This is a genomic window from Pedococcus sp. P2_D7 (genome assembly GCF_056404295.1).
Genome location: NZ_JBFUEH010000004.1, coordinates 277,140 through 296,097 on the forward strand (window position 1 = coordinate 277,140; position 18,958 = coordinate 296,097).

Annotated in this window: 18 protein-coding genes; 7 read left to right on the forward strand and 11 right to left on the reverse strand. The window is 71.1% G+C overall.

Going from position 1 to position 18,958, the window contains the following annotated elements:
• Positions 1-92: 92 nt before the first annotated feature.
• The 3 genes from AC1DWJ_RS10500 (at position 93) to AC1DWJ_RS10510 (ending at position 2,863) form a co-directional block, all read left to right on the forward strand.
• Complete coding sequence (locus AC1DWJ_RS10500) at positions 93-1,304, forward strand: acyl-CoA dehydrogenase family protein (RefSeq protein WP_457253731.1); 1,212 nt, start codon at positions 93-95, stop codon at positions 1,302-1,304.
• 109 nt (positions 1,305-1,413) lie between these two features.
• Positions 1,414-2,007 (forward strand): YflT domain-containing protein, encoded by a 594-nt coding sequence (locus AC1DWJ_RS10505; protein ID WP_457253730.1) that lies wholly within the window; start codon positions 1,414-1,416, stop codon positions 2,005-2,007.
• Positions 2,008-2,119: 112 nt separating this feature from the next.
• Positions 2,120-2,863 carry a PIG-L deacetylase family protein gene (locus AC1DWJ_RS10510; RefSeq protein WP_457253729.1) on the forward strand — a complete coding sequence of 248 codons (744 nt, stop codon included), beginning with the start codon at positions 2,120-2,122 and terminating at the stop codon, positions 2,861-2,863.
• A gap of 131 nt (positions 2,864-2,994) precedes the next feature.
• Here AC1DWJ_RS10510 and AC1DWJ_RS10515 read toward each other — a convergent pair whose 3' ends face one another.
• The 9 genes from AC1DWJ_RS10515 to AC1DWJ_RS10555 all read right to left on the reverse strand — a co-directional run bounded on the left by AC1DWJ_RS10515 (position 2,995) and on the right by AC1DWJ_RS10555 (position 13,799).
• Positions 2,995-4,497 carry an aminopeptidase P family protein gene (locus AC1DWJ_RS10515; RefSeq protein WP_477620746.1) on the reverse strand — a complete coding sequence of 501 codons (1,503 nt, stop codon included), beginning with the start codon at positions 4,495-4,497 and terminating at the stop codon, positions 2,995-2,997.
• Between the two features lie 249 nt (positions 4,498-4,746).
• Positions 4,747-5,748, reverse strand: coding sequence for a DNA topoisomerase IB (locus AC1DWJ_RS10520; RefSeq protein WP_477620747.1), 1,002 nt, complete (start codon positions 5,746-5,748; stop codon positions 4,747-4,749).
• A gap of 3 nt (positions 5,749-5,751) precedes the next feature.
• On the reverse strand, positions 5,752-6,180 hold the full coding sequence (locus AC1DWJ_RS10525; RefSeq protein ID WP_477620748.1) for an SRPBCC family protein: 429 nt from the start codon (positions 6,178-6,180) through the stop codon (positions 5,752-5,754).
• 16 nt (positions 6,181-6,196) lie between these two features.
• On the reverse strand, positions 6,197-7,630 hold the full coding sequence (locus AC1DWJ_RS10530) for a tryptophan-rich sensory protein (protein WP_477620749.1): 1,434 nt from the start codon (positions 7,628-7,630) through the stop codon (positions 6,197-6,199).
• Between the two features lie 3 nt (positions 7,631-7,633).
• Positions 7,634-8,407 (reverse strand): CPBP family glutamic-type intramembrane protease, encoded by a 774-nt coding sequence (locus AC1DWJ_RS10535; RefSeq protein ID WP_477620750.1) that lies wholly within the window; start codon positions 8,405-8,407, stop codon positions 7,634-7,636.
• Positions 8,404-9,783 (reverse strand): cryptochrome/photolyase family protein, encoded by a 1,380-nt coding sequence (locus AC1DWJ_RS10540; protein WP_477620751.1) that lies wholly within the window; start codon positions 9,781-9,783, stop codon positions 8,404-8,406. The genes AC1DWJ_RS10535 and AC1DWJ_RS10540 overlap by 4 nt, the downstream gene beginning before the upstream one ends.
• Positions 9,784-9,971: 188 nt before the next feature.
• Positions 9,972-11,690 carry a glycerol-3-phosphate dehydrogenase/oxidase gene (locus AC1DWJ_RS10545; protein ID WP_477620752.1) on the reverse strand — a complete coding sequence of 573 codons (1,719 nt, stop codon included), beginning with the start codon at positions 11,688-11,690 and terminating at the stop codon, positions 9,972-9,974.
• Positions 11,691-11,693: 3 nt separating this feature from the next.
• A complete protein-coding gene (gene glpK / locus AC1DWJ_RS10550; RefSeq protein WP_477620753.1) occupies positions 11,694-13,217 on the reverse strand; it encodes a glycerol kinase GlpK in 1,524 nt (507 codons plus the stop codon).
• Between the two features lie 45 nt (positions 13,218-13,262).
• Entirely contained in the window at positions 13,263-13,799 is a 537-nt protein-coding gene (locus AC1DWJ_RS10555; protein ID WP_457253718.1) for a MaoC family dehydratase, read from the reverse strand.
• Positions 13,800-13,998: 199 nt separating this feature from the next.
• Here AC1DWJ_RS10555 and AC1DWJ_RS10560 point away from each other — a divergent pair, with 199 nt between their 5' ends.
• Positions 13,999-14,373 carry a YciI family protein gene (locus AC1DWJ_RS10560; RefSeq protein WP_477620754.1) on the forward strand — a complete coding sequence of 125 codons (375 nt, stop codon included), beginning with the start codon at positions 13,999-14,001 and terminating at the stop codon, positions 14,371-14,373.
• A 5-nt stretch (positions 14,374-14,378) separates the two neighbouring features.
• Here the strand turns inward: AC1DWJ_RS10560 and AC1DWJ_RS10565 are convergent, their stop codons facing one another.
• Positions 14,379-15,419, reverse strand: a complete 1,041-nt coding sequence (locus tag AC1DWJ_RS10565; RefSeq protein ID WP_477620755.1) for a hypothetical protein — start codon at positions 15,417-15,419, stop codon at positions 14,379-14,381.
• A 69-nt stretch (positions 15,420-15,488) separates the two neighbouring features.
• On the opposite strand from AC1DWJ_RS10565, the gene AC1DWJ_RS10570 reads away from it, so the two are divergent.
• From AC1DWJ_RS10570 to AC1DWJ_RS10580, 3 genes are read left to right on the forward strand one after another with little or no spacing between them, the layout of a single operon-like run.
• Entirely contained in the window at positions 15,489-16,349 is an 861-nt protein-coding gene (locus AC1DWJ_RS10570; RefSeq protein ID WP_477620756.1) for a PHP domain-containing protein, read from the forward strand.
• Positions 16,346-16,963, forward strand: a complete 618-nt coding sequence (locus AC1DWJ_RS10575; RefSeq protein WP_457253714.1) for a MarC family protein — start codon at positions 16,346-16,348, stop codon at positions 16,961-16,963. Before AC1DWJ_RS10570 ends, AC1DWJ_RS10575 begins: the two co-directional genes overlap by 4 nt.
• Positions 16,964-16,973: 10 nt before the next feature.
• Positions 16,974-17,885 carry a RecB family exonuclease gene (locus tag AC1DWJ_RS10580; RefSeq protein WP_477620757.1) on the forward strand — a complete coding sequence of 304 codons (912 nt, stop codon included), beginning with the start codon at positions 16,974-16,976 and terminating at the stop codon, positions 17,883-17,885.
• A gap of 8 nt (positions 17,886-17,893) precedes the next feature.
• Here the strand turns inward: AC1DWJ_RS10580 and AC1DWJ_RS10585 are convergent, their stop codons facing one another.
• Positions 17,894-18,817, reverse strand: a complete 924-nt coding sequence (locus AC1DWJ_RS10585) for a hypothetical protein (protein ID WP_477620758.1) — start codon at positions 18,815-18,817, stop codon at positions 17,894-17,896.
• Between the last annotated feature and the right edge of the window lie 141 nt (positions 18,818-18,958).

The following is an 18,958-nucleotide window of genomic DNA, read 5'->3' on the forward strand; positions in this document are numbered from 1 at the left end:
CCGAACCTGTGCTGGGACTGGGCCACTCGGCATACTCGCGGGAGGGCCTGATCCCGAATCGCATCCCTCCGAACCGCAAGGTGGCGAACCGCATGTCCCGACTCCAGCAGACCGATGGCCTGACCGAGGAGCAGACGGAGCTGGTCAAGCTCGTGCGCGAGTTCGTCAACGAGCAGATCATCCCGGTGGCCCAGGAGCTCGAGCACAAGGACGAGTACCCCACCGACATCGTCGAGGGCATGAAGGAGATGGGGATCTTCGGGCTGATGATCCCCGAGGAGTACGGCGGGCTGGGGGAGTCGCTGCTCACGTATGCGCTGGTGGTCGAGGAGATCGCGCGCGGCTGGATGTCGGTGAGCGGCATCGTCAACACCCACTTCATCGTCGCCTACATGCTGCTGCAGCACGGCACCGAGGAGCAGAAGCAGAGGTACCTGCCGAAGATGGCGACCGGCGAGATCCGTGGCGCCTTCTCGATGAGCGAGCCGGGTCTGGGCTCGGACGTCTCGGCGATCCGGACCAAGGCCGTCAAGGGCGAGCCGGTCGATGGCGTCGACACCTGGTCGATCACCGGACAGAAGATGTGGCTCACCAACGGTGGAAGCGCGAATCTCGTTGCGGTGCTGGTGAAGACGGACCTTGGGGCTGAGTCCGTATACAAGAACATGACGACGTTCCTCATCGACAAGACCGCAGGCTTCGGCGAGACCGCCCAGGGCGTCACCATCCCCGGCAAGATCGAGAAGATGGGCTACAAGGGCGTCGACACCACGGAGATGGTGCTCGAGGGACACCAGACCACCAGCGCCCAGATCCTCGGTGGTGAGCCGGGCAAGGGCTTCTACCAGATGATGGACGGCGTCGAGGTCGGCCGCGTGAACGTCGCCGCCCGGGCCTGTGGGGTCTCGATGCGGGCCTTCGAGCTCGGGATCGCCTACTCCCAGCAGCGCGAGACGTTCGGCAAGAAGATCGCCGAGCACCAGGGCATCCTGTTCCGCCTGGCCGACATGGCGACCAAGGTCGAGGCCAGCCACCAGATGATGGTCAAGGCCGCGCGGCTCAAGGACGCCGGCGCGCGCAACGACCTCGAGGCCGGCATGGCCAAGTACCTCGCCGCCGAGAACTGTGCCGACGTGGTCGAGCAGTCGTTCCGCATCCACGGTGGCTACGGCTACTCCAAGGAGTACGAGATCGAGCGCCTCTACCGCGAGGCCCCGATGCTCCTCATCGGCGAGGGCACCGCCGAGATCCAGAAGATGATCATCGGCCGCCGCCTCCTCGAGGACTTCGCTGTCAAGAAGTAGTCGCACTCAAGAGCTGAGGGTATGCCGCGTGGCCGGCCACGCGGCACACCACAGGTCCCGATCGGGTGCCGTCCAGCGGCCTCCCAGCAGGCTTTGACACACTGGTGCCATGAGCACGCAGCCGAATGCCATGGCCAGGTCCCGCGCGGTCCTGACGCTGGAGTACCCAATGTCGCTCGGGCGGTACGACACCTACGACAAGGCGCAGAAGGCCGTCGACTACCTGTCCGACCACGAGTTCCCGGTGCAGAACGTCCTGATCGTCGGCACCGACCTCAAGCAGCTCGAGCGCGTCACCGGTCGGCTCACCAGACGACGGGTCGCAGTCGGAGGTCTTGTCTCCGGCGCGTGGCTCGGCCTCTTCGTGGGCCTGATCTTCTCGCTGCTCGACACCGGCAGCAACGGCGCCGGGTTCATCGGGGTGCTGCTCACGGTGGCGTTCGGTGCCGTCTTCGGCCTCGTCTGGGCGCTGATCGGCTACGCCCTGACCGGTGGGAACCGGGACTTCACGTCGGTGATGCAGGTCGTGGCCACCCAGTACGAGGTGCTCGTGGAGCACAAGTTCGCGGCCCAGGGTCGTGAGCTCCTGACCAGAATGGACCCGATGGCAGCGGCGCAGGCCCAGGTCGACGCCGCCCGGGAGGCCGAGCGCCAGCGCGCCGCCAGCGAGCAAGCGCAGCAGACACCCCCGCCGTCGGTCTGAAGCCCCGTTGTTCGGAAGATGAGCCGGGTCCTGGCCCGGCGGATCTTCCGAACAACGCCGGATGGCGCGGTGGGGAGGCGCGGTCGCGCCCACGCGGCATACCCTCGTGCGCATGACTGAGACCGCAGGGGACAAGCCCGCCCTCGCCGACTTCGGCGACGACTTCACCTCCGTCCTGTGCGTCGTGGCGCACCCGGACGACATCGAGTACGGCACCGCCGCGGCCGTGGCCAAGTGGACCGCGGCCGGCAAGACCGTGACGTACTTCCTGCTGACCAAGGGTGAGGCAGGCATCGACACCATGCACCCCGACGAGGCGGCCGGCGTCCGCGAGCAGGAGGAACGCGACGGGGCGGCCATCGTGGGCGTGACCGAGGTGGACTTCGGCAGCCACCGCGACGGCAACGTCGAGTACGGCCTGGGCCTGCGCCGCGACATCTCCCGCGAGATCCGACGCCGCAAGCCCGACGTCGTCATCACCGGGCACTACGGCGACCGGTTCGTCCAGGGGATGCTCAACCAGGCCGACCACCGGGCGGTCGGCCTCGCCTGCGTCGACGCCGTGGCCGACGCGGGGAACCGCTGGATCTTCCCCGAGCTGGTCGACGAGGGGTTCGAGCCGTGGAACGTCAAGCGACTCTGCTTCAGCGGCTCACCGACGGCCACGCACTACGTCGACGTGGCGGACCACCTCGACCAGGCGGTGGCCTCGCTCGAGGCACACCAGGCCTACAACGCCGCGCTGCCCGACACGTTCCCCAAGCCGGCTGAGCTGATCGGCATGATCCTCGGGTGGGGCGGCCAGGCGGCCGGTGTCGAGAAAGCCCTCACCCTGGACGTCGTCGAGCGGCGCTGACCCCAGGCGCCGGCGAGCTGGCCCGGGTCCGGAGTGACGGCCCGGCGCTAACTCGCCTTTTGCATGGGTTAGCGCCGGGCTGGAGTGACGGCTCGGCGCTAACTCGCCTTTTGCATGGGTTGGCGCCGGGGTCAGCGCGCCTGGACGTCGCGGATCCAGGCCTCCACGGCGGTCGACGAGCGGGGCATGGCGGCCGACAGGTTCTCGTGGCCGTCCGCGGTCACCACCACGTCGTCCTCGATGCGCACGCCGATGCCACGGAAGCGCTCGGGTGCCTTGAGGTCGTCGGCCTTGAAGTAGAGCCCGGGCTCGACGGTCAGCACCATGCCCGGTAGCAGCTCGGCATCCATGTACTCCTCGCGGGTTGCGAGTGCGCAGTCGTGCACGTCGAGTCCGAGGTGGTGGCTCGTGCCGTGCACCATCCAGCGGCGGTGGTACTGGCCGTGCTCCTTGTCGAGGGTGTCCTCGACCGAAACCCCTTCGGGCAGAAGGCCCCAGCCGTGCAGGTGCTCGGCGATGACCTTGATCGCGGCGGCGTGCACGTCGGAGAACTTGTTGCCCGGCTTGACCGCTGCGAGACCCGCCTCCTGCGCGGCGTAGACAGCGTCGTAGACCTCGCGCTGGGCATCGGTGAAGGTGCCGTTGGCCGGGAGCGTGCGGGTGATGTCGGCGGTGAACAGCGAGTCCACCTCGACCCCGGCGTCGAGCAGGATGAGGTCGCCGTCGCGCAGCTCACCGGTGTTCTTGATCCAGTGCAGCGTGGTGGCGTGGTCGCCTGCGGCGGCGATGGAGTCGTAGCCGACGCCGTTGCCCTCGTGGCGTGCGGTGAGGCCGAAGACGCCTTCCACCCAGCGCTCGCCGCGGCCCTTGGCGACGGCCGACGGGAGGTCGGCGATGACGGCGTCGAACCCGTGGTGGGTCGCCTCGACGGCCTTGCGCATCTCCTCGACCTCCCACTCGTCCTTGGTGAGGCGCAGGTGCGACAGGAAGTGCGCCAGCTCGTCGTCGGCCTCGGTGAGGTCGTCCTGCTCGGTGCCGGCGGCGGTGGCGTCCGACGTGCGGGCGGTGTCGAGCTCGCGAGTGAGGTCACGGTCGGCGTCGCGGACGAGCCGCACGGTCACCTCGCCGGCGTCCTTGACGACGGCATCGGAGAACTCGTCGATGTGGCGTCCGGTGACGCCGAGCTCGATCTCGACGTCCTCGATGGTCGGGCGGGCCCCCACCCAGAACTCGCCGTAGCGGGCGTCGGCGAAGAACTCGTCGGTGTCCCGGCCGGCCAGCGGACGGAAGTACAGGATCGCCTCGTGCGTGCCGTCGTCGCGGGGCTCGAGGACGAGCACGGCGTCCGGCTCACGGTCGCCGCCGAGCCCGGTGAGGTGGGCGAACGCGGTGTGCGGCCGGAACACGTAGTCGGTGTCGTTGCTGCGCACCTTGAGGCCACCGGCGGGGATCACCAGCCGGTCGCCCTGGAACGCGGCGCTGACCGCCTCACGACGCGCCGCGGCATACCGGGCTGCCTCGCTCAGCTCGCTGGGGCCGGGCGGGCGGGGGGCCCAGTCCTCGGCGACGAACGCACGGAACTCATCGGTCGTCGGGCGGGCACGGTTCTCCGGCTTCTTCTGCTCTTCGCTCACCCGCCCATCGTGCCATGGCACCAGACGGCGTCACCCGAATGGTGGGTCTGGGTCGAGACGTCCTTTGCCAGCATCGCTCCATGGCGCGACACAGGGGCAAGGCCAGGCACCCGTGATCATCGCCGGAGGCGTCCTGCTGGTCGCTGCGCTGGGCCTGGGAGGTGCGTATGCCGCGCTGCACGGTGGCGCTGCGGAGTGCCTCGACCGGTGGGCCGGCATGGTCGAGGCGGCCGGGCCACCGGCTGACGGTCAGTCGTCGGCGAGGAGCGCGAGCACAGCCTTCTCGATCGCGGCCTGGCGACGCTCGGGCGTGCGGTAGCGCGACGGGTCGACGTCGATGGTGGCGCCCGTCTCGTAGCGGTCGAGCACCCGTGGGTCGATGTAGGAGTTCTTGGCGATGGTGGGGGTGTTGCCGAGGTAGCCGGCCACCTCGTCGACGGCTGCCTTGACCGCGCGCTTGCGGGATGCCTTCGTGTCGCCCGGCTCGTCGCTCGCGGCGAGGGCGACCGCGGCCAGCACGGTCGCGTGCCAGGTGCGGAAGTCCTTGGCGGTCAGCTCGCCGCCGAGCAGGTCGCCCAGGTAGGCGTTGACGGCGGTCGAGTCGAGGTCGGCCCAGCGTCGGGCCTCTTGGTAGGCCAGCAGGCGCTTGCTCGCCGACTTGCGCCGCCGCATCCGGTCCAGGGCCTCGATGGCGGCCGCGTCGTCGATCTCGATGGTGTGCTCGATCCCCGACTTGCCGACGAACGTGAAGACGATGACGTCGCCGCGGCGGCGGACGTGCTGGCGCTCGAGGGTCGTGAGACCGAACGACCCGTTGTCCTGGGTGTAGGCGTCGTTGCCGATGCGGAAGTACCCGAGGTCGAGCAGGCGGACGGCGGTGGCCGCAGCCCGTCCGCGGGGCATGCCCTCGAGCGCGAGGTCCGAGAGGATCCGTCGTCGCGCTGCGGGCAGCTTGGCGGCGGCGGCCAGCACGCGGTCGAACTTCGTCTGGTCCTGCTTGAGCCTCCAGACCGGGTGGTAGAGGTACTGCCGCCGACCGGCGACGTCGGTGCCCACGGCCTGGATGTGGCCCTGGGGCAGCGGGCAGATCCAGACGTCCGCCCAGGCAGGCGGGATCGCCAGAGACCGGATCCGCTCGACGTCGGCGTCGCCCAGCCGGGCGCCGTTCTCGTCGAGGTAGACGAAGCCCTTGCCGGCCCTCCGACGCCGCCAGCCCTTCGACTGGGGCGAGACCTTCCGCAACCTGGGCACGGTCTACAGCCGGTCGAGGGCCGACTTGAGGGTGCGGGCGGTGTCGTTGCCGAGCTTCCTGAGCAACGGCATCGCCACCGGCCAGAGCCACCGGCCGAGCCCGGTGAAGGCGAACTCCGCCTGGTAGTCGACCGAGGAACCGGCGCCGTCGGGCGAGACGGTGATGGTGTCGCGGCTGGTCGTGGTCTCGTTGCGACCGACGATGACGAACCCGTGGTCGGAGACGCTCTCGAGGGTGTAGTCGAGGTCGACGGTCCGGCCCGCGAACTTCGACACGTTGTGCCAGACGGTGCCGGGGGAGCCGTCACCCGAGAGGAGCTCGCAGGCGACCGTGCCGGAGTCCCACTCCACGGCGTTCGCGAAGTCCAGCAGGTAGGGCAGGACGCGGGTCGGTGGAGCGGTGGTGGTGACGGTGCGCTGGACGGTGGGCATTCACGTGCTCCTGTGCTCAGTGACGCGGGTTGCGTCGGGCAATGGCTGTGGTGAGGGCGGTCGCGAAGGCGCACCACCCGGCATACGCGAGCAGTCCGGTGGCCTTACCCCGTCCGGCCGGAGCCACACGTCGGGCGAGGTCGACGCTGCTCGCGGTGAGGGCGGCGCACTCGGCGGCGGCGACCCACGGGCGGTGGGCGCGGAAGAACAGCCCGGTCCACCCGGCGTTGAGGACCATGTTGACCGCCAGCGCCCGCTCGAGGTCGCGGGCCCGGTCGGGGTGGCCGCGCTCCGCCAGCACGGCGGAGGCAGCCGCGGTCAGCAGGGCGACCTCGGCGTAGAGGCCGGTCCAGACGACCGGGAAGGCGGCGGGGGCGGGCTGCCAGGACGGCTTGTCGAGCGAGGCGTACCAGCGCGACTTCGGAGCGGTGAGGAGGGAACCCACGAGCGCTGCCGCGGCGACGGTGCCGGCGGTGCGCTGGACCGTCCGCCGCCACAGGAGGGGGTCGACGCTCCGCAGCGCCGCCCGGACAGCGGTGTCGAAGCCCGCGAGACCGCCCGGTGGGGGCCCGATCGCGGTCTGCACGTCGTCCTCGTGGCAGACCGCCTCGTGGACCAGGCTGCCGACCAGCGGGCGCGCGATGCCGGCGGAGATCGGTGTGACCAGGCCGACCCACAGCCCGGCCAGGCGCGGCGACAGCACGGGGACGGACACGATGAGGCGGCGCCCGAGACCGGCCACCTGCGCGTAGCGCTGCATCATGTCGGCGTAGGTCAGCACCTCGGGACCGCCGATGTCGTAGGTGCGGTTGCTGTCCTCGGGGAGGTCGGCCGCGCCCACGAGGTAGTGCACGACGTCGTCCACGGCGATCGGCTGGATGCGGTTGTCGACCCACTTGGGGGCCACCATCGCGGGCAGCCGCTCGGTGAGGTGGCGCAGCATGTCGAACGACGCGGAGCCGTCCCCGAGCACCACTCCGGCCTGCAGGACGGTGGCGGGCACGGGGCCGGCCAGGAAGATCTCGCCCACCTCGACCCGCGACGCGAGGTGCTCGGAGAGCTCGCCCGACGGGTGCAGGCCGCTGAGGTAGACCACTCGGGCGGTGCCCGCGTCGGCAGCCGCCGCGGCGAAACCCTGCGCCATCGTGCGGTCCCGGTCGACGAAGCTGCCGTGCCCGTCCATCGAGTGCAGGAGGTAGTAGGCGACCTCCGCGCCGTCGAGTGCGCGGCCGAGGTCGTCGGGTGAGGTGGCGTCGCCCTCGACCACCTCGACGTGCTCCTGCCAGGAGTGGCTCTCGAGCCTCGAGCGGGTGCGGGTGAGCACGCGCACCCGCCACCCGGCGTCGAGCAGGGCGGGCACGAGCTCGCCACCGATGTAGCCCGTGGCGCCGGTGACGAGCGCCGTGCGAGGTGTCGTCCGTGGTGTCGCGAGGGGTGCGGCGTCGGTCATGGGTCAGCTTCCGGTGGACAGGACGGCGGGCAGGAGGAAGAGCATCCCGAGCGACCACGTGAGGTGCGTGACGACCGGGCCGAGGATGCCGCCGGTGACGCGGCGCTGCAGAGCGGTCAGCAGCCCGAGCAGGCCGGCGGCCAGGACGAGCAGCGGTATGCCGGCCCCGACCGTGGTCAGCGCGTAGACGACCGTGGTGATCGCCACCGCGTGCCGGCGGCCCACCGCGGAGTACAGAGCGCCACGGAAGTACAGCTCCTCGGCGATGCCGTTGACCGCGGTGAGCACCGCCACCAGGGCGAGCGAGCCGAGGCGCGCGTGGTCGAGGAGGTGCTCGACGGGGTCGCGCAGGACCGGCACCTGGGCCACCACCACAGCGCCCGCCAGGAACACGGCGAGCAGCAGCGCTCCGAGCGCCAGCGACTGGACGATCGGCCGGGCATCCTCCCCGCCGGCGCGGGTGTGGGCATGGCCGAGGTGGAGCGGCCCCGAGGCGAAGGCCCCGATGGCCCAGACGGCCGCGAGGCCGAGGGTCGCGACGTAGAACATCGGGTCGCCCGGCTGGATGCGCAGGGCGAACCCGAGCACGACCGCGCCGACGACGAGGGTGACCAGGGCGACGACCCGGCGACGGCGGAAGGCCGCGTCGCTCTCGGTGTGGTCGCGGGCGACCGGCGTGACGAGGGCGGCGCGGATGAAGTCGCGGACCTCGTGCACCGGGTGCAGCCCCCGGCTCGCGGCAGACGCCCGGTGGGCGCCCGGAGTGCGCTCGGTCATCCGCGGACCGACTCGTAGCGCCGCAACGCCTCGCGGCGCTCGTCGGCGTGGTCGACGATCCGCTCGGGGTAGTCGTGGGCGTAGCCCTCGGCGTGCTTCCACGGCTCGTGGGCCGCCGGCCCGTCGAGGTGGGCGAGCTCCGGCACGTAACGACGGACGTAGTCGCCGTGCGGGTCGAAGCGCAGCCCTTGCGTGATCGGGTTGAAGACGCGGAAGTACGGCGAGGCGTCGGTCCCGGTGCCGGCCACCCACTGCCAGCCGTGGTTGTTGGAGGCGACGTCGCCGTCGATGAGGTGGTCGAGGAAGTGCCTCGCCCCGATCGGCCACCACACGTGCAGGTCCTTGGTGAGGAAGCTGGCGGTGACCATCCGCATCCGGTTGTGCATCCAGCCCTCACCCAGCAGCTGGCGCATCGCCGCATCCACGACGGGGTAGCCGGTGCGTCCCTCGCGCCAGGCCTCGACTGCCTCCCCGGCGTCGTCGTAGTCCATCCCAGACAGGGCGGGCCGCAGGTCGTGCCACGCGGATCGCGGGTGGTGCCACAGGACGTCGGCGTAGAACTCGCGCCAGGCCAGCTCGGTCTCGAACCGGTCGGCTCCCTGGCCCAGGTCCCGGCGGCCGTCCGCCAGGTCGGCCAGGAGGGTGCGGGGGTGCACGGCCCCGATCTTGAGGTACGGCGAGAGGCGCGACACCCCGTCGAGGTCGGCCCGGTCGCGGTTGCTGCCGTAGTCGGCCAGCGCACCGTCGCGGAAGTCGGCCCACCGCTCCAAGGCCGCCGCCTCGCCCGCGTCGGGGAGGGTGGGGAGGCCGGCCACCTCGCGGGCCTCCTTGAGGGTGCTGAGGGCCGCCAGGTCGGACCGCACCTGCGCCAGGCGCAAGCCGTCCGGCTCGGTGGCCGGGGCGGGCCAGCCGTGCTCGCGCCAGGCCTTCGAGAACGGCGTGAAGACCTTGTACTCCGTGCCCGAGCCGTTGAGCACCAAACCCGGCCCCACGGCATACGGGCTGCCGGTCTCGACCCAGTCGACACCGGCCTCGCCGAGCGCAGCGGCCACGGCGCGGTCCCGGCGTCGCCCTGCGGGCGTGGTCTCGCGGGAGACGTGGACCGATCGCGCGCCGAGCTCGGCGGCCAGGGCCGGGACGACCTCCACCGGGTCGCCCTCCCGCACACAGAGCCGCCCTTGGTATGCCGCGTCGGCGGCCTTGAGGCTCTCGGCCAGCCAAGCGCGCCTGACGTCGCCGGCGCCCGTCCACAGGGTGGGGTCGAGGACGAAGACGACGGCGACCTCACCCGAGCCGGCGGAGTGCGCGGCCCCGAGCGCCGGAAGGTCGGCACGGCGCAGGTCGCGGCGCAGCCAGAGGATGCTCGGCGAAGCCATCGGGGGCTCTCCTTCCGTCGTCGGACACAGCGTTGGTCGGACCCAGCCTTCTTAGGACACAGCCTCGGTCGGACGCGGTGGTCGGGCGAGAGCCGTGGGTGGGCTCAGCCGCCAGGCGGTCCCACGCTAACCCTCTGACCTGCAATGTTCAAAGTTCGTCCAATGTTTTGGTGTCGTTGCGGAGGAGCTCACAGGGTGCCGTCAGGCCCGCTCCGACGGGCCTCGTCGGCGCTGGCGTCATCGGGCATCGTCTGGCTGATGCGCTCGGCCTCGACGCGACCGAGGTAGATCTCGATCTCCTCCTTGGTGCGGGCCTCGTCCCAGCCGAGCACCGGCGCGACGAGCGCAGCAGCGGCGGGGGCGGCCGAGACCCCTCGGTCCCAGGCCTCGATCGAGATCCGGGTGCGCCGGGTGAGCACGTCGGTGAGGTGCAGGGCTCCTTCGTGCGAGGCGGCGTAGACGACCTCGGCCCGCAGGTGGTCCTCCGCGCCGTCGAGCGGCTGGCCGAGCTCGGGTCGCTCCGCGACGAGGTCGAGGACCTCCTGGGTGAGGGCGCCGTAGCGGCGCAGGAGGTGCTCGATGCGGGCCACGTGCAGGCCGGACGAGCGGGCGAGCGTCTGGCGCTGGTTCCACGCCGCCTGGTAGCCGACCCCGCCGAGCAGCGGGATGGTGTCGGTCGTCGAGTCGGCGATCCGCCCCGGGATGGCTTGGGCCGCCTCGTCGACGGCGTCCTTGGCCATCACGCGGTAGGTCGTGTACTTGCCGCCCGCCACGACGACCAGCCCGGGGGCGCTGTGGGCCACCACGTGCTCGCGCGACAGCTTGCTGGTCGACTCGGACTCGCCAGCGAGGAGGGGCCGCAGGCCGGCGTAGACGCCCTCGACGTCCTCGTGGGTCAGCGGGGTGGCCAGCACCCGGTTGACGTGGTCGAGGAGGTAGTCGATGTCGGCGCGGGTGGCAGCAGGGTGCGCCTTGTCGAGCGCCCAGTCGGTGTCGGTCGTGCCGAGGATCCAGTGCCGGCCCCACGGGATGACGAAGAGGACGGACTTCTCGGTGCGCAGGATGAGCCCGGTCGAGGAGTGGATCCGGTCGCGGGGCACGACCAGGTGGATGCCCTTGGACGCCCGCACGTGGAACTGACCGCGCTCGCCGACCATCGCCTGGGTGTCGTCGGTCCACACGCCCGTGGCGTTGACGATCTGCTTGGCGTTGATGACGAACTCGCGGTCGGTGAGCTTGTCGACAGCGCGCACCCCGGTGACGCGTTCGCCCTGGCGCAGGAACCCAATGGCAGCAACGCGATTCGCGACGTGCGCGCCGTAGCTGGCGGCCGTGCGGGCGAGCTCCATGGTGTGGCGGGCGTCGTCGACCTGTGCGTCGTAGTACTGGACGGCGCCGGTGAGCGCGCTGCTCTTGAGGCTGGGCATGAGCCGCAGGGCCTGGCGGCGCGTGAGGTGTCGGTGGCGGGGGAGGCCAGCGCCGTGGCCCGAGCTCACGGCCATCGCGTCGTAGAGCGCGATGCCCGATCCGACGTAGGCGCGCTCCCACCCGAGGTGGGTCAGCGGGTAGAGGAACGGGACGGGACGGACCAGGTGGGGGGCGAGGCGGGTGAGGAGCAGGCCGCGCTCGTGCAGCGCCTCCCGGACGAGGGCGAAGTCGAGCATCTCGAGGTAGCGCAGGCCGCCGTGGATGAGCTTGCTGCTGCGGGAGGAGGTGCCGCTGGCGAAGTCGCGCTGCTCGATCAGCCCCGTCGACAGGCCTCGGGTGATGGCGTCGAGGGCGGTGCCGCTGCCGACGACGCCGCCGCCGATGACCAGCAGGTCGAGCTCCTCGCCGCTGCCGAGGGCCTCGATCGCGCGCTCGCGGCCCCGCGGTGAGAGCGCGGTGGTGGTGCCTGCCAGACCCATGTCCTACCCCTCGTCGACGTCCACCCAGTCAAGGGTGCGTTCCACGGCCTTGCGCCACCCGGCATACCCGTCGGTGCGCTGCCGGTCCGACCAGGTCGGTGACCACCGCTTCGACTCCTGCCAGTTCGCGCGGAGCTCGTCGGTGCCTGACCAGAAACCGGTGGCCAGACCAGCAGCGTAGGCCGCGCCGAGGGCGGTCGTCTCGGCGACCACGGGACGGGACACCGGGACGCCGAGGATGTCGGACTGGAGCTGCATGCAGAGGTCGTTCGCCGTGACGCCACCGTCGACCTTGAGCACCTCGAGCTCGACCCCGCTGTCCTTGGTCATCGCGTCGGAGACGTCGCGGGTCTGGTAGCAGATGGCTTCGAGCGTGGCCCGCGCCAGGTGGGCGTTGGTGTTGAACCGGCTCATGCCGACGATGGCGCCGCGGGCGTCGGGACGCCAGTAGGGGGCGAACAGCCCGGAGAAGGCGGGGACGAAGTAGAGGCCGCCGGTGTCGTCGACCTGTTTGGCGAGGCGTTCGATGTCCGCGGCCCCGGAGATGATCCCGAGCTGGTCGCGCAGCCACTGCACGGCCGAACCGGTCACCGCGATCGAGCCCTCGAGCGCGTAGACCGGCTTGGCGTCGCCGAGCTGGTAGCAGAGCGTGGTCAGCAGCCCGGACTCGCTGCGCACGATCTCCTCGCCGGTGTTGAGGATCATGAAGTTGCCCGTGCCGTAGGTGTTCTTGCCCTCGCCGGGCGCGAAGCACACCTGTCCCACGGTCGCGGCCTGCTGGTCGCCCAGGTCGCCGGCGAGGGGCACCTCACCGCCGAGCGGGCCCCCCGGACGGGTCAGGCCGTAGAACTCGGGGTCGGAGCTCGGTCGGATCGTGGGGAGCATCTGGCGGGGGATGTCGAAGAACCCGAGCAGCTCGTCGTCCCAGTCGAGGGTCTGCAGGTCCATCAGCATGGTGCGGCTGGCGTTCGTGACGTCGGTGACGTGCACCCCGCCGTCGGTGCCGCCGGTGAGGTTCCACAGCAGCCAGGTGTCGATGGTGCCGAAGAGGGCGTCACCACTCTCGGCGGCGGCGCGGGCGCCCTCGACGTGGTCGAGGATCCACTGGACCTTGCCCGCGGAGAAGTACGCCGCCGGCGGGATGCCGGCTCGCTCGCGGATGACGTCACCCTGGCCGGACCGGTCGAGGGCCCGGGCGATGCGGTCGGTGCGGGTGTCCTGCCAGACGATCGCGTTGTGCAGCGGTCGACCGGTGCGCTGGTTCCAGACGACCGTGGTCTCGCGCTGGTTGGTGATGCCCAGCGCGGACAGGTCCGACGGCTGGAGGTCGAGGTGCGAGAGCGCGGAGCCGATCACGGTCTGGGTGCGTTCCCAGATCTCGAGCGGGTTGTGCTCGACCCAGCCGGCCTGCGGCATCACCTGTTCGTGCTCGAGCTGGTGTCGGCCCACCTCGGCGCCGTCGTGGTCGAACACCATGAAACGCGTGCTCGTCGTTCCCTGGTCAACAGCACCAACGAAATCGGCCATGACGTGACCCTAGTGCGGCACGGTGGCGACCACGCGGCATACCGCCTAGCTCGTGGGGGGCTTGGGGGCGGGCTCCACCAGCTCGGGCCGGCCGGGCTGCTCGCCGCCGCGCGCCTCGAGGTAGGAGTCCTTGGGCACCATCACCTTGCGGCGGAAGATGCACACCAGGGTGCCGTCCTGGTTGTAGCCCTTGGTCTCGACGTGCACGACTCCGCGGTCGTCCTTGGACGTCGACTCCCACTTGTCGAGCACCTCGGTCTGGCCGTAGATGGTGTCGCCGTGGAAGGTCGGGGCGACGTGGCGCAGTGACTCGACCTCGAGGTTGGCGATCGCCTTCCCGGAGACGTCGGGCACGCTCATCCCGAGCAGGAGGGAGTAGATGTAGTTGCCGACCACCACGTTCTTCCCGAACTGCGTGGTGTTCTCCGCGTAGTTGGCGTCGAGGTGGAGCGGGTGGTGGTTCATGGTGAGCAGGCAGAACAGGTGGTCGTCGTACTCGGTCACCGTCTTGCCGGGCCAGTGCTTGTAGATCGCACCGACCTCGAACTCCTCGTAGCTGCGTCCGAATTGCATGGCCCCCATCCTGCCGAGGGTGGCACCTCGAGGACACCGGTATGCCGCGTGCGTTCCCTCACAGCCGACGGTCACCGAGGGCGCGGCCAGGCTCTCGGAAGGACTTCGGGCAAATACGGTGGACGAAAAGATCGAGAGCCCTGGTCGCGGGCCGTCAGGGTAGTGACAGGGCCGCACGGCCACCCACCCCCGAACAGGGAGCCCGACCATGAAGTACGTCATCCTCATCCACTCCAAGCCGCAGCCCTGGGGTCACCCCACCAGCGACTTCGTCCCCGAGCACCAGGCCTTGTCCGCGGAGGAGCGCGCGACCCTGGAGGCCGACTTCGAGTCGGTGATGCAGGAGATGTCCGACAGCGGCGAGCTGGTCGGCGGCCAGGCCCTGGGCGACCCCGCCGACGCGCGGCTCGTCCGCTGGCACGCCGGACGCCGCAAGATCACGGACGGTCCCTACGCCGAGACCGTCGAGCAGTTCGCCGGCTTCTTCCTCATCGACGTCGCGAGCCAGGACCGGGCCGAGGAGGTCGCGGAGAAGTTCGCCGGCCCCGGAGAGACCGTCGAGCTGCGCCCCGTCGCCACCTGACCCGGTCAGGAGGCGGCGCGGTCGGTCCCGACGGGGATGACCGGGTCCGCGTCGGTCCGCCGTGGGTTGCGGTGCTCGAACAGCAACCCACGGCACAGCCCCAGGAGGGCGAGGTTGATGAAGACGAGCAGGTAGCCGGCGAACTCCTGGTCGAGCAGCCGGAAGAACTGCACCACGAACAGCTCTCCGAGCAGCGCGATCTCGAACATCCGCAAGGCGCGGCCCCGGTCTCCGCGCACCCACCGGACGGTGGCCACCACGGCGAGAACCGCCGAGGCGACGCTGAAGAGCGCGTAGATCACGTCGCCCGTCGTGGGGGTGCGGGTGAGGAGGACGACCGGTCGTCCGACCGACGCCACGACGAAGACGAGCAGCACCGCCACCGCGGTGCGCTTGACCAGCTCGAGCCGTGGCAGACCGATGATCGTCCGGCGCGCTCGTGCGTAGGCGCGGGCGATGAACGAGCTGGAGACCGCAGTGACCGACAGACCCTCGAGGGTGCGGCGCAGTGGCCGGGCCAAGGGCTCGGAGTCGCCCACCTCGCGCAGCAGGTCGATCGCGCGCTGCCGCTCCGCGTGGTCCATGTCGTGCGCCGCCGACTCCTTGAGCAGCTCGACGGCGTTGACGACCCGCTCCCGATCAGTCATCGGGTGTCGTTGCACGACGAACGTCACGACGAGGTACATCCCGACGAACGTGCCGTAGATGATCGCCGCCACGGGCTCGTAGAAGTAGTTGTTGTCGCCGGTCACGAACTTGCCCACCTCGTCGATGAACAGGCCGAAGCCGATGCCGGCGAACACCGTCGCCACGTTCCGGGCCGTGCGGCTGAGGAACAGCATGAACATGAGCTGGGCGACGAGCATCCCCAGACCGCCCCAGAGGAGGTGTGCGAGGTGCAGCGTGCCGCTGCCCAGCTGCGGGAAGCCGGTGGCGGCCAACAGCATCCGCGTCAGTGCGATCGACAGCACCGAGCAGACGAGGAAGACCTCGAAGCGGTCTGCGCCCTCGGCATCGCGGATCGGCAGTCGCGAACGGGGGGTCACCTGCCGATGATGACACGGTGGTCCGACCCGCAGGCCGGGCCAGGGCGTCCGTGGCCCTACCCTTGGCAGGTGCCGATCGACCTCCACACCCACTCCACCGCGAGCGACGGCACCGAACCCTCCGACCTCGTCGTGGCCCAGGCCGCGCGGGCCGGGCTCGACGTGGTGGCCCTCACCGACCACGACACGTATGCCGGGTGGCCCGCGGCCGTGCACGCCGCCGGGGAGCTCGGCGTGGACCTGGTGCGCGGGGTCGAGGTGTCGTGCTCGCAGCGCGGGATCAGCGTCCACCTGCTCGCCTACCTGGTCGACCCCGAGGCCGGCGGGCTCCTGCACGAGCTGGACCGGGCCCGCGACTCCAGGGTGACCCGGATCGACCGGATGGTCGAGCTGATGGCCGCGGACGGCATACCCGTGACGATCGAGGAGGTGCGGGCCCAGGCGGGGGTCGGCACCACGATGGGCCGGCCCCACATCGCCGACGCGCTCGTCGCGAGCGGCTACGTGCAGAGCCGCGGCGAGGCGTTCGCCGACGTCCTCCGCAACGGCAGCCGCTACTACGTCTCCCACTACGCCCCTGACCCCGTGCGCGCGGTCGAGCTCGTGCGCGCGGCCGGCGGGGTGCCGGTCATGGCGCACCCCTTCGCGAACGGTCGGGGCTGGACCGTCGAGGACTCGGTCATCGAGCGGATGGCCGACGCCGGGCTGGCCGGGCTCGAGGCCCACCACCGCGACCACACTCCCGCGGAGCGCACCCACGCGGTCGAGCTCGCGGCGCGGCTGGGGCTGTTCGTCACCGGGTCGAGCGACTACCACGGCGCGGGCAAGGAGAACCGGCTCGGTGAGAACACCACCACCCCGGAGGTGCTCGCGCAGATCGAGGAACAGGCAACCAGCGGCATCGACGTGGTCAGGGCGGCACGAGCGTGAACGACATCATCAACCTGCAGACCTTCGGCTCGGTCTTCGTGACCCTGCTGGTGATCATGGACCCGCCCGGTGCGCTCCCGATCTTCCTCGCGCTGACCTCCTCGCTCACCCAGAAGCAGAAGGTTGCGGCGGCGCGGCGCGCGTCCCTCGTGGCGCTGGGCGTGATCGTGCTCTTCGCCGTGTTCGGGCAGCAGATCCTCACCTACCTCCACATCTCGCTCCCGGCCCTCCAGGGCGCCGGTGGCCTGCTGCTGCTCCTCGTCGCGCTCCAGCTGCTGACTGGGTCGGAGCAGGAGCAGCACGCCGACGCCGGGGTCAACGTCGCCCTCGTGCCGCTCGGCACTCCACTGCTGGCCGGTCCGGGAGCCATCGTCGCGACGATGCTGCAGGTCAAGAGGGCCGACGCCGTGGGCGACTACGTCGCCGTCGCGGCCGGCCTGGTCGCCACGATGTTCGTCGTCTGGTTGTTCTTCCGCTTCGCCAGCCAGGTCCACCGCGTCCTCAAGGACAGCGGGACGGTGCTGGTGACGCGGATCGCCGGCCTCCTGCTCTCCGCGATCGCGGTCCAGATGGTCGCCGACAGCATCCGGGCCTTTGTCGGCGGCACCGCCTAGCGTGGTCGGCATGGGCACGGGGGAGGCAGGCGACCAGGGGCTCGACGGGCGTGGCGTCCAGCAGGAGTTCGTGGGTATGCCGCGTCGCCTGTTCCGGGCCAGCCCGAGCAAGCTGCTGGCGTGGGTCGACTGCCCGCGTCGCTACCGCATGCAGTACCTCGACCGGCCGGCTCCGCCGTCGCGGCCGCAGCGGGCCCACACCTCGGTCGGGGTGGCCGTGCACAACGCCCTGCGGGACTGGTGGGACCTCCCGGTGGAGCAGCGGTCGCCGGCGGCTGGGGCCGAGCTGGTGCGCACGTCGTGGATCGACGTGGGGTTCCGTGACGCGGACCAGTCGATCGCGTGGCGTGAGCGGGCCCAGGGCCAGGTCGTCGCCTACCTGGACGACGTCGACCCGGCCCACCAGCCGTTGGGCATCGAGCGGACCGTGTCGCTGAAGACCGAGGTCTTCACCCTCCAGGGCCGCATCGACCGCCTCGACGACCGCGCCGGCGAGCTGGCCGTCGTCGACTACAAGATGAGCCGGTGGGAGCCGACCGCCGACGACGCACGCACGTCGCTCCCGCTCGCCCTCTACGCCGCAGCGGTGTGGAAGATGTTCCGCCGCAAGTGCGTTCGCGTCGAGCTCCACCACGTCCCGAGCGGGTCCGTCGCCAGCCACGAGCACACGGGCGAGTCACTCAAGCGCAAGATCGACGAGGCCGAGTCGATCGCCCGCGAGGCCCGGCGGGCCGAGGAGGACTATGCCGAGCTCGGCGTCGACTCGAGCCGGTTCCCGGCCAAGGTCGGCCCGATCTGCCAGTGGTGTGACTTCCGGGCCCACTGCCCGGCGGGCCAGGCGTTCGGTCCGGAGAAGTCCGACTGGGCTGCCCTCGAGCAGCCGGCGCCCGCGGGGGCGGCGGGCCCGCCGAGGTCCGACTGAGCGCCGGCTCACCAGTCCCAGCGGACCCCGACCACCCCTGGTCCCACCTGGTGCAGGACGTGCTGCACGCTCGTCGACCCGTTCAGGTGGACCGGGTTGGACACGGTCCGGCCCCCGAGGCTGCTGTACGTCACGACCCGTGCAGGCAGCCGGGCGGGGGAGAACCGCACCCAGATCATCAGCTCGGTCACCTCGCGCACGAGGTAGTACTCGATGCAGTGCTTGGCGCCGAGGTCGCGGGGGATCAGGACCCGGTGCTCGGCCGCGGCGGACTCCCCGAGTCGCAGCGGTCGGTCGAGCACCAGCTCGGCGGCGAAGACCCCCACCTCGGGGCGCGACACCTGTCGGCCGAGGGTGCAGCCGCTCACGGCCACGAACTCGGCGCGCTCGCCGCTCGGCACGTCGATGGTGAGCAGCGCGGGCAGGCGCTGGGCGCCAGGTCGCACCGCCCGCACCACGTTGCGGATCGTCCGCACGCGCTCGACGCCCTGGTCGTCGACGTCGAGGGTGTCGTGGATGGTGACGTCGACCAGGGCCGGGTTGGCTCCGAAGCCCAGGTCGGCCAGGGCCAGCTCGGCGTCCGGGTGGTCGATGGGCAGGCCACCGAAGGCGAGCTCCTGCTGGGGCAGGAACGGGCGACGGCGGGGGCCGATCCGGTCCAGGAGGTGCCCGGGGGGCAGCTGGAGGAGCTCTTCGAGGTGGAGCACCGCGCGCAGGGACGAGCCGCGCTGGGGCTTGCTGCGACCCGACTGCCAGTAGCTGAGGGTGGCGATGCTGACGGGGGTCCCGCGCTCCGCCAGCCTGCGGCGCAGGGCCTCCAGGCTCCGGCCGCTGCCGGCGATGGCCGTGCGCAAGGCGTCGGAGAAGGCATCCGGATCGCCTGGGCGCGGCCTACCGCGGGTGGCGCCGTCCACGGCGTCCCCAGATGTCATTGCTGCCACCCCCTGCGCGGGCGCTGCGGCCGATGTGTCGGCGCGGTGCAGCCCCGAGCACCGAAGCTCTTGAAGCCTCAACCATACAGACGCGGGGGCCGGATTCAGGGACAACGCCAGGTTTCGGTGAGGCGGGGGGCG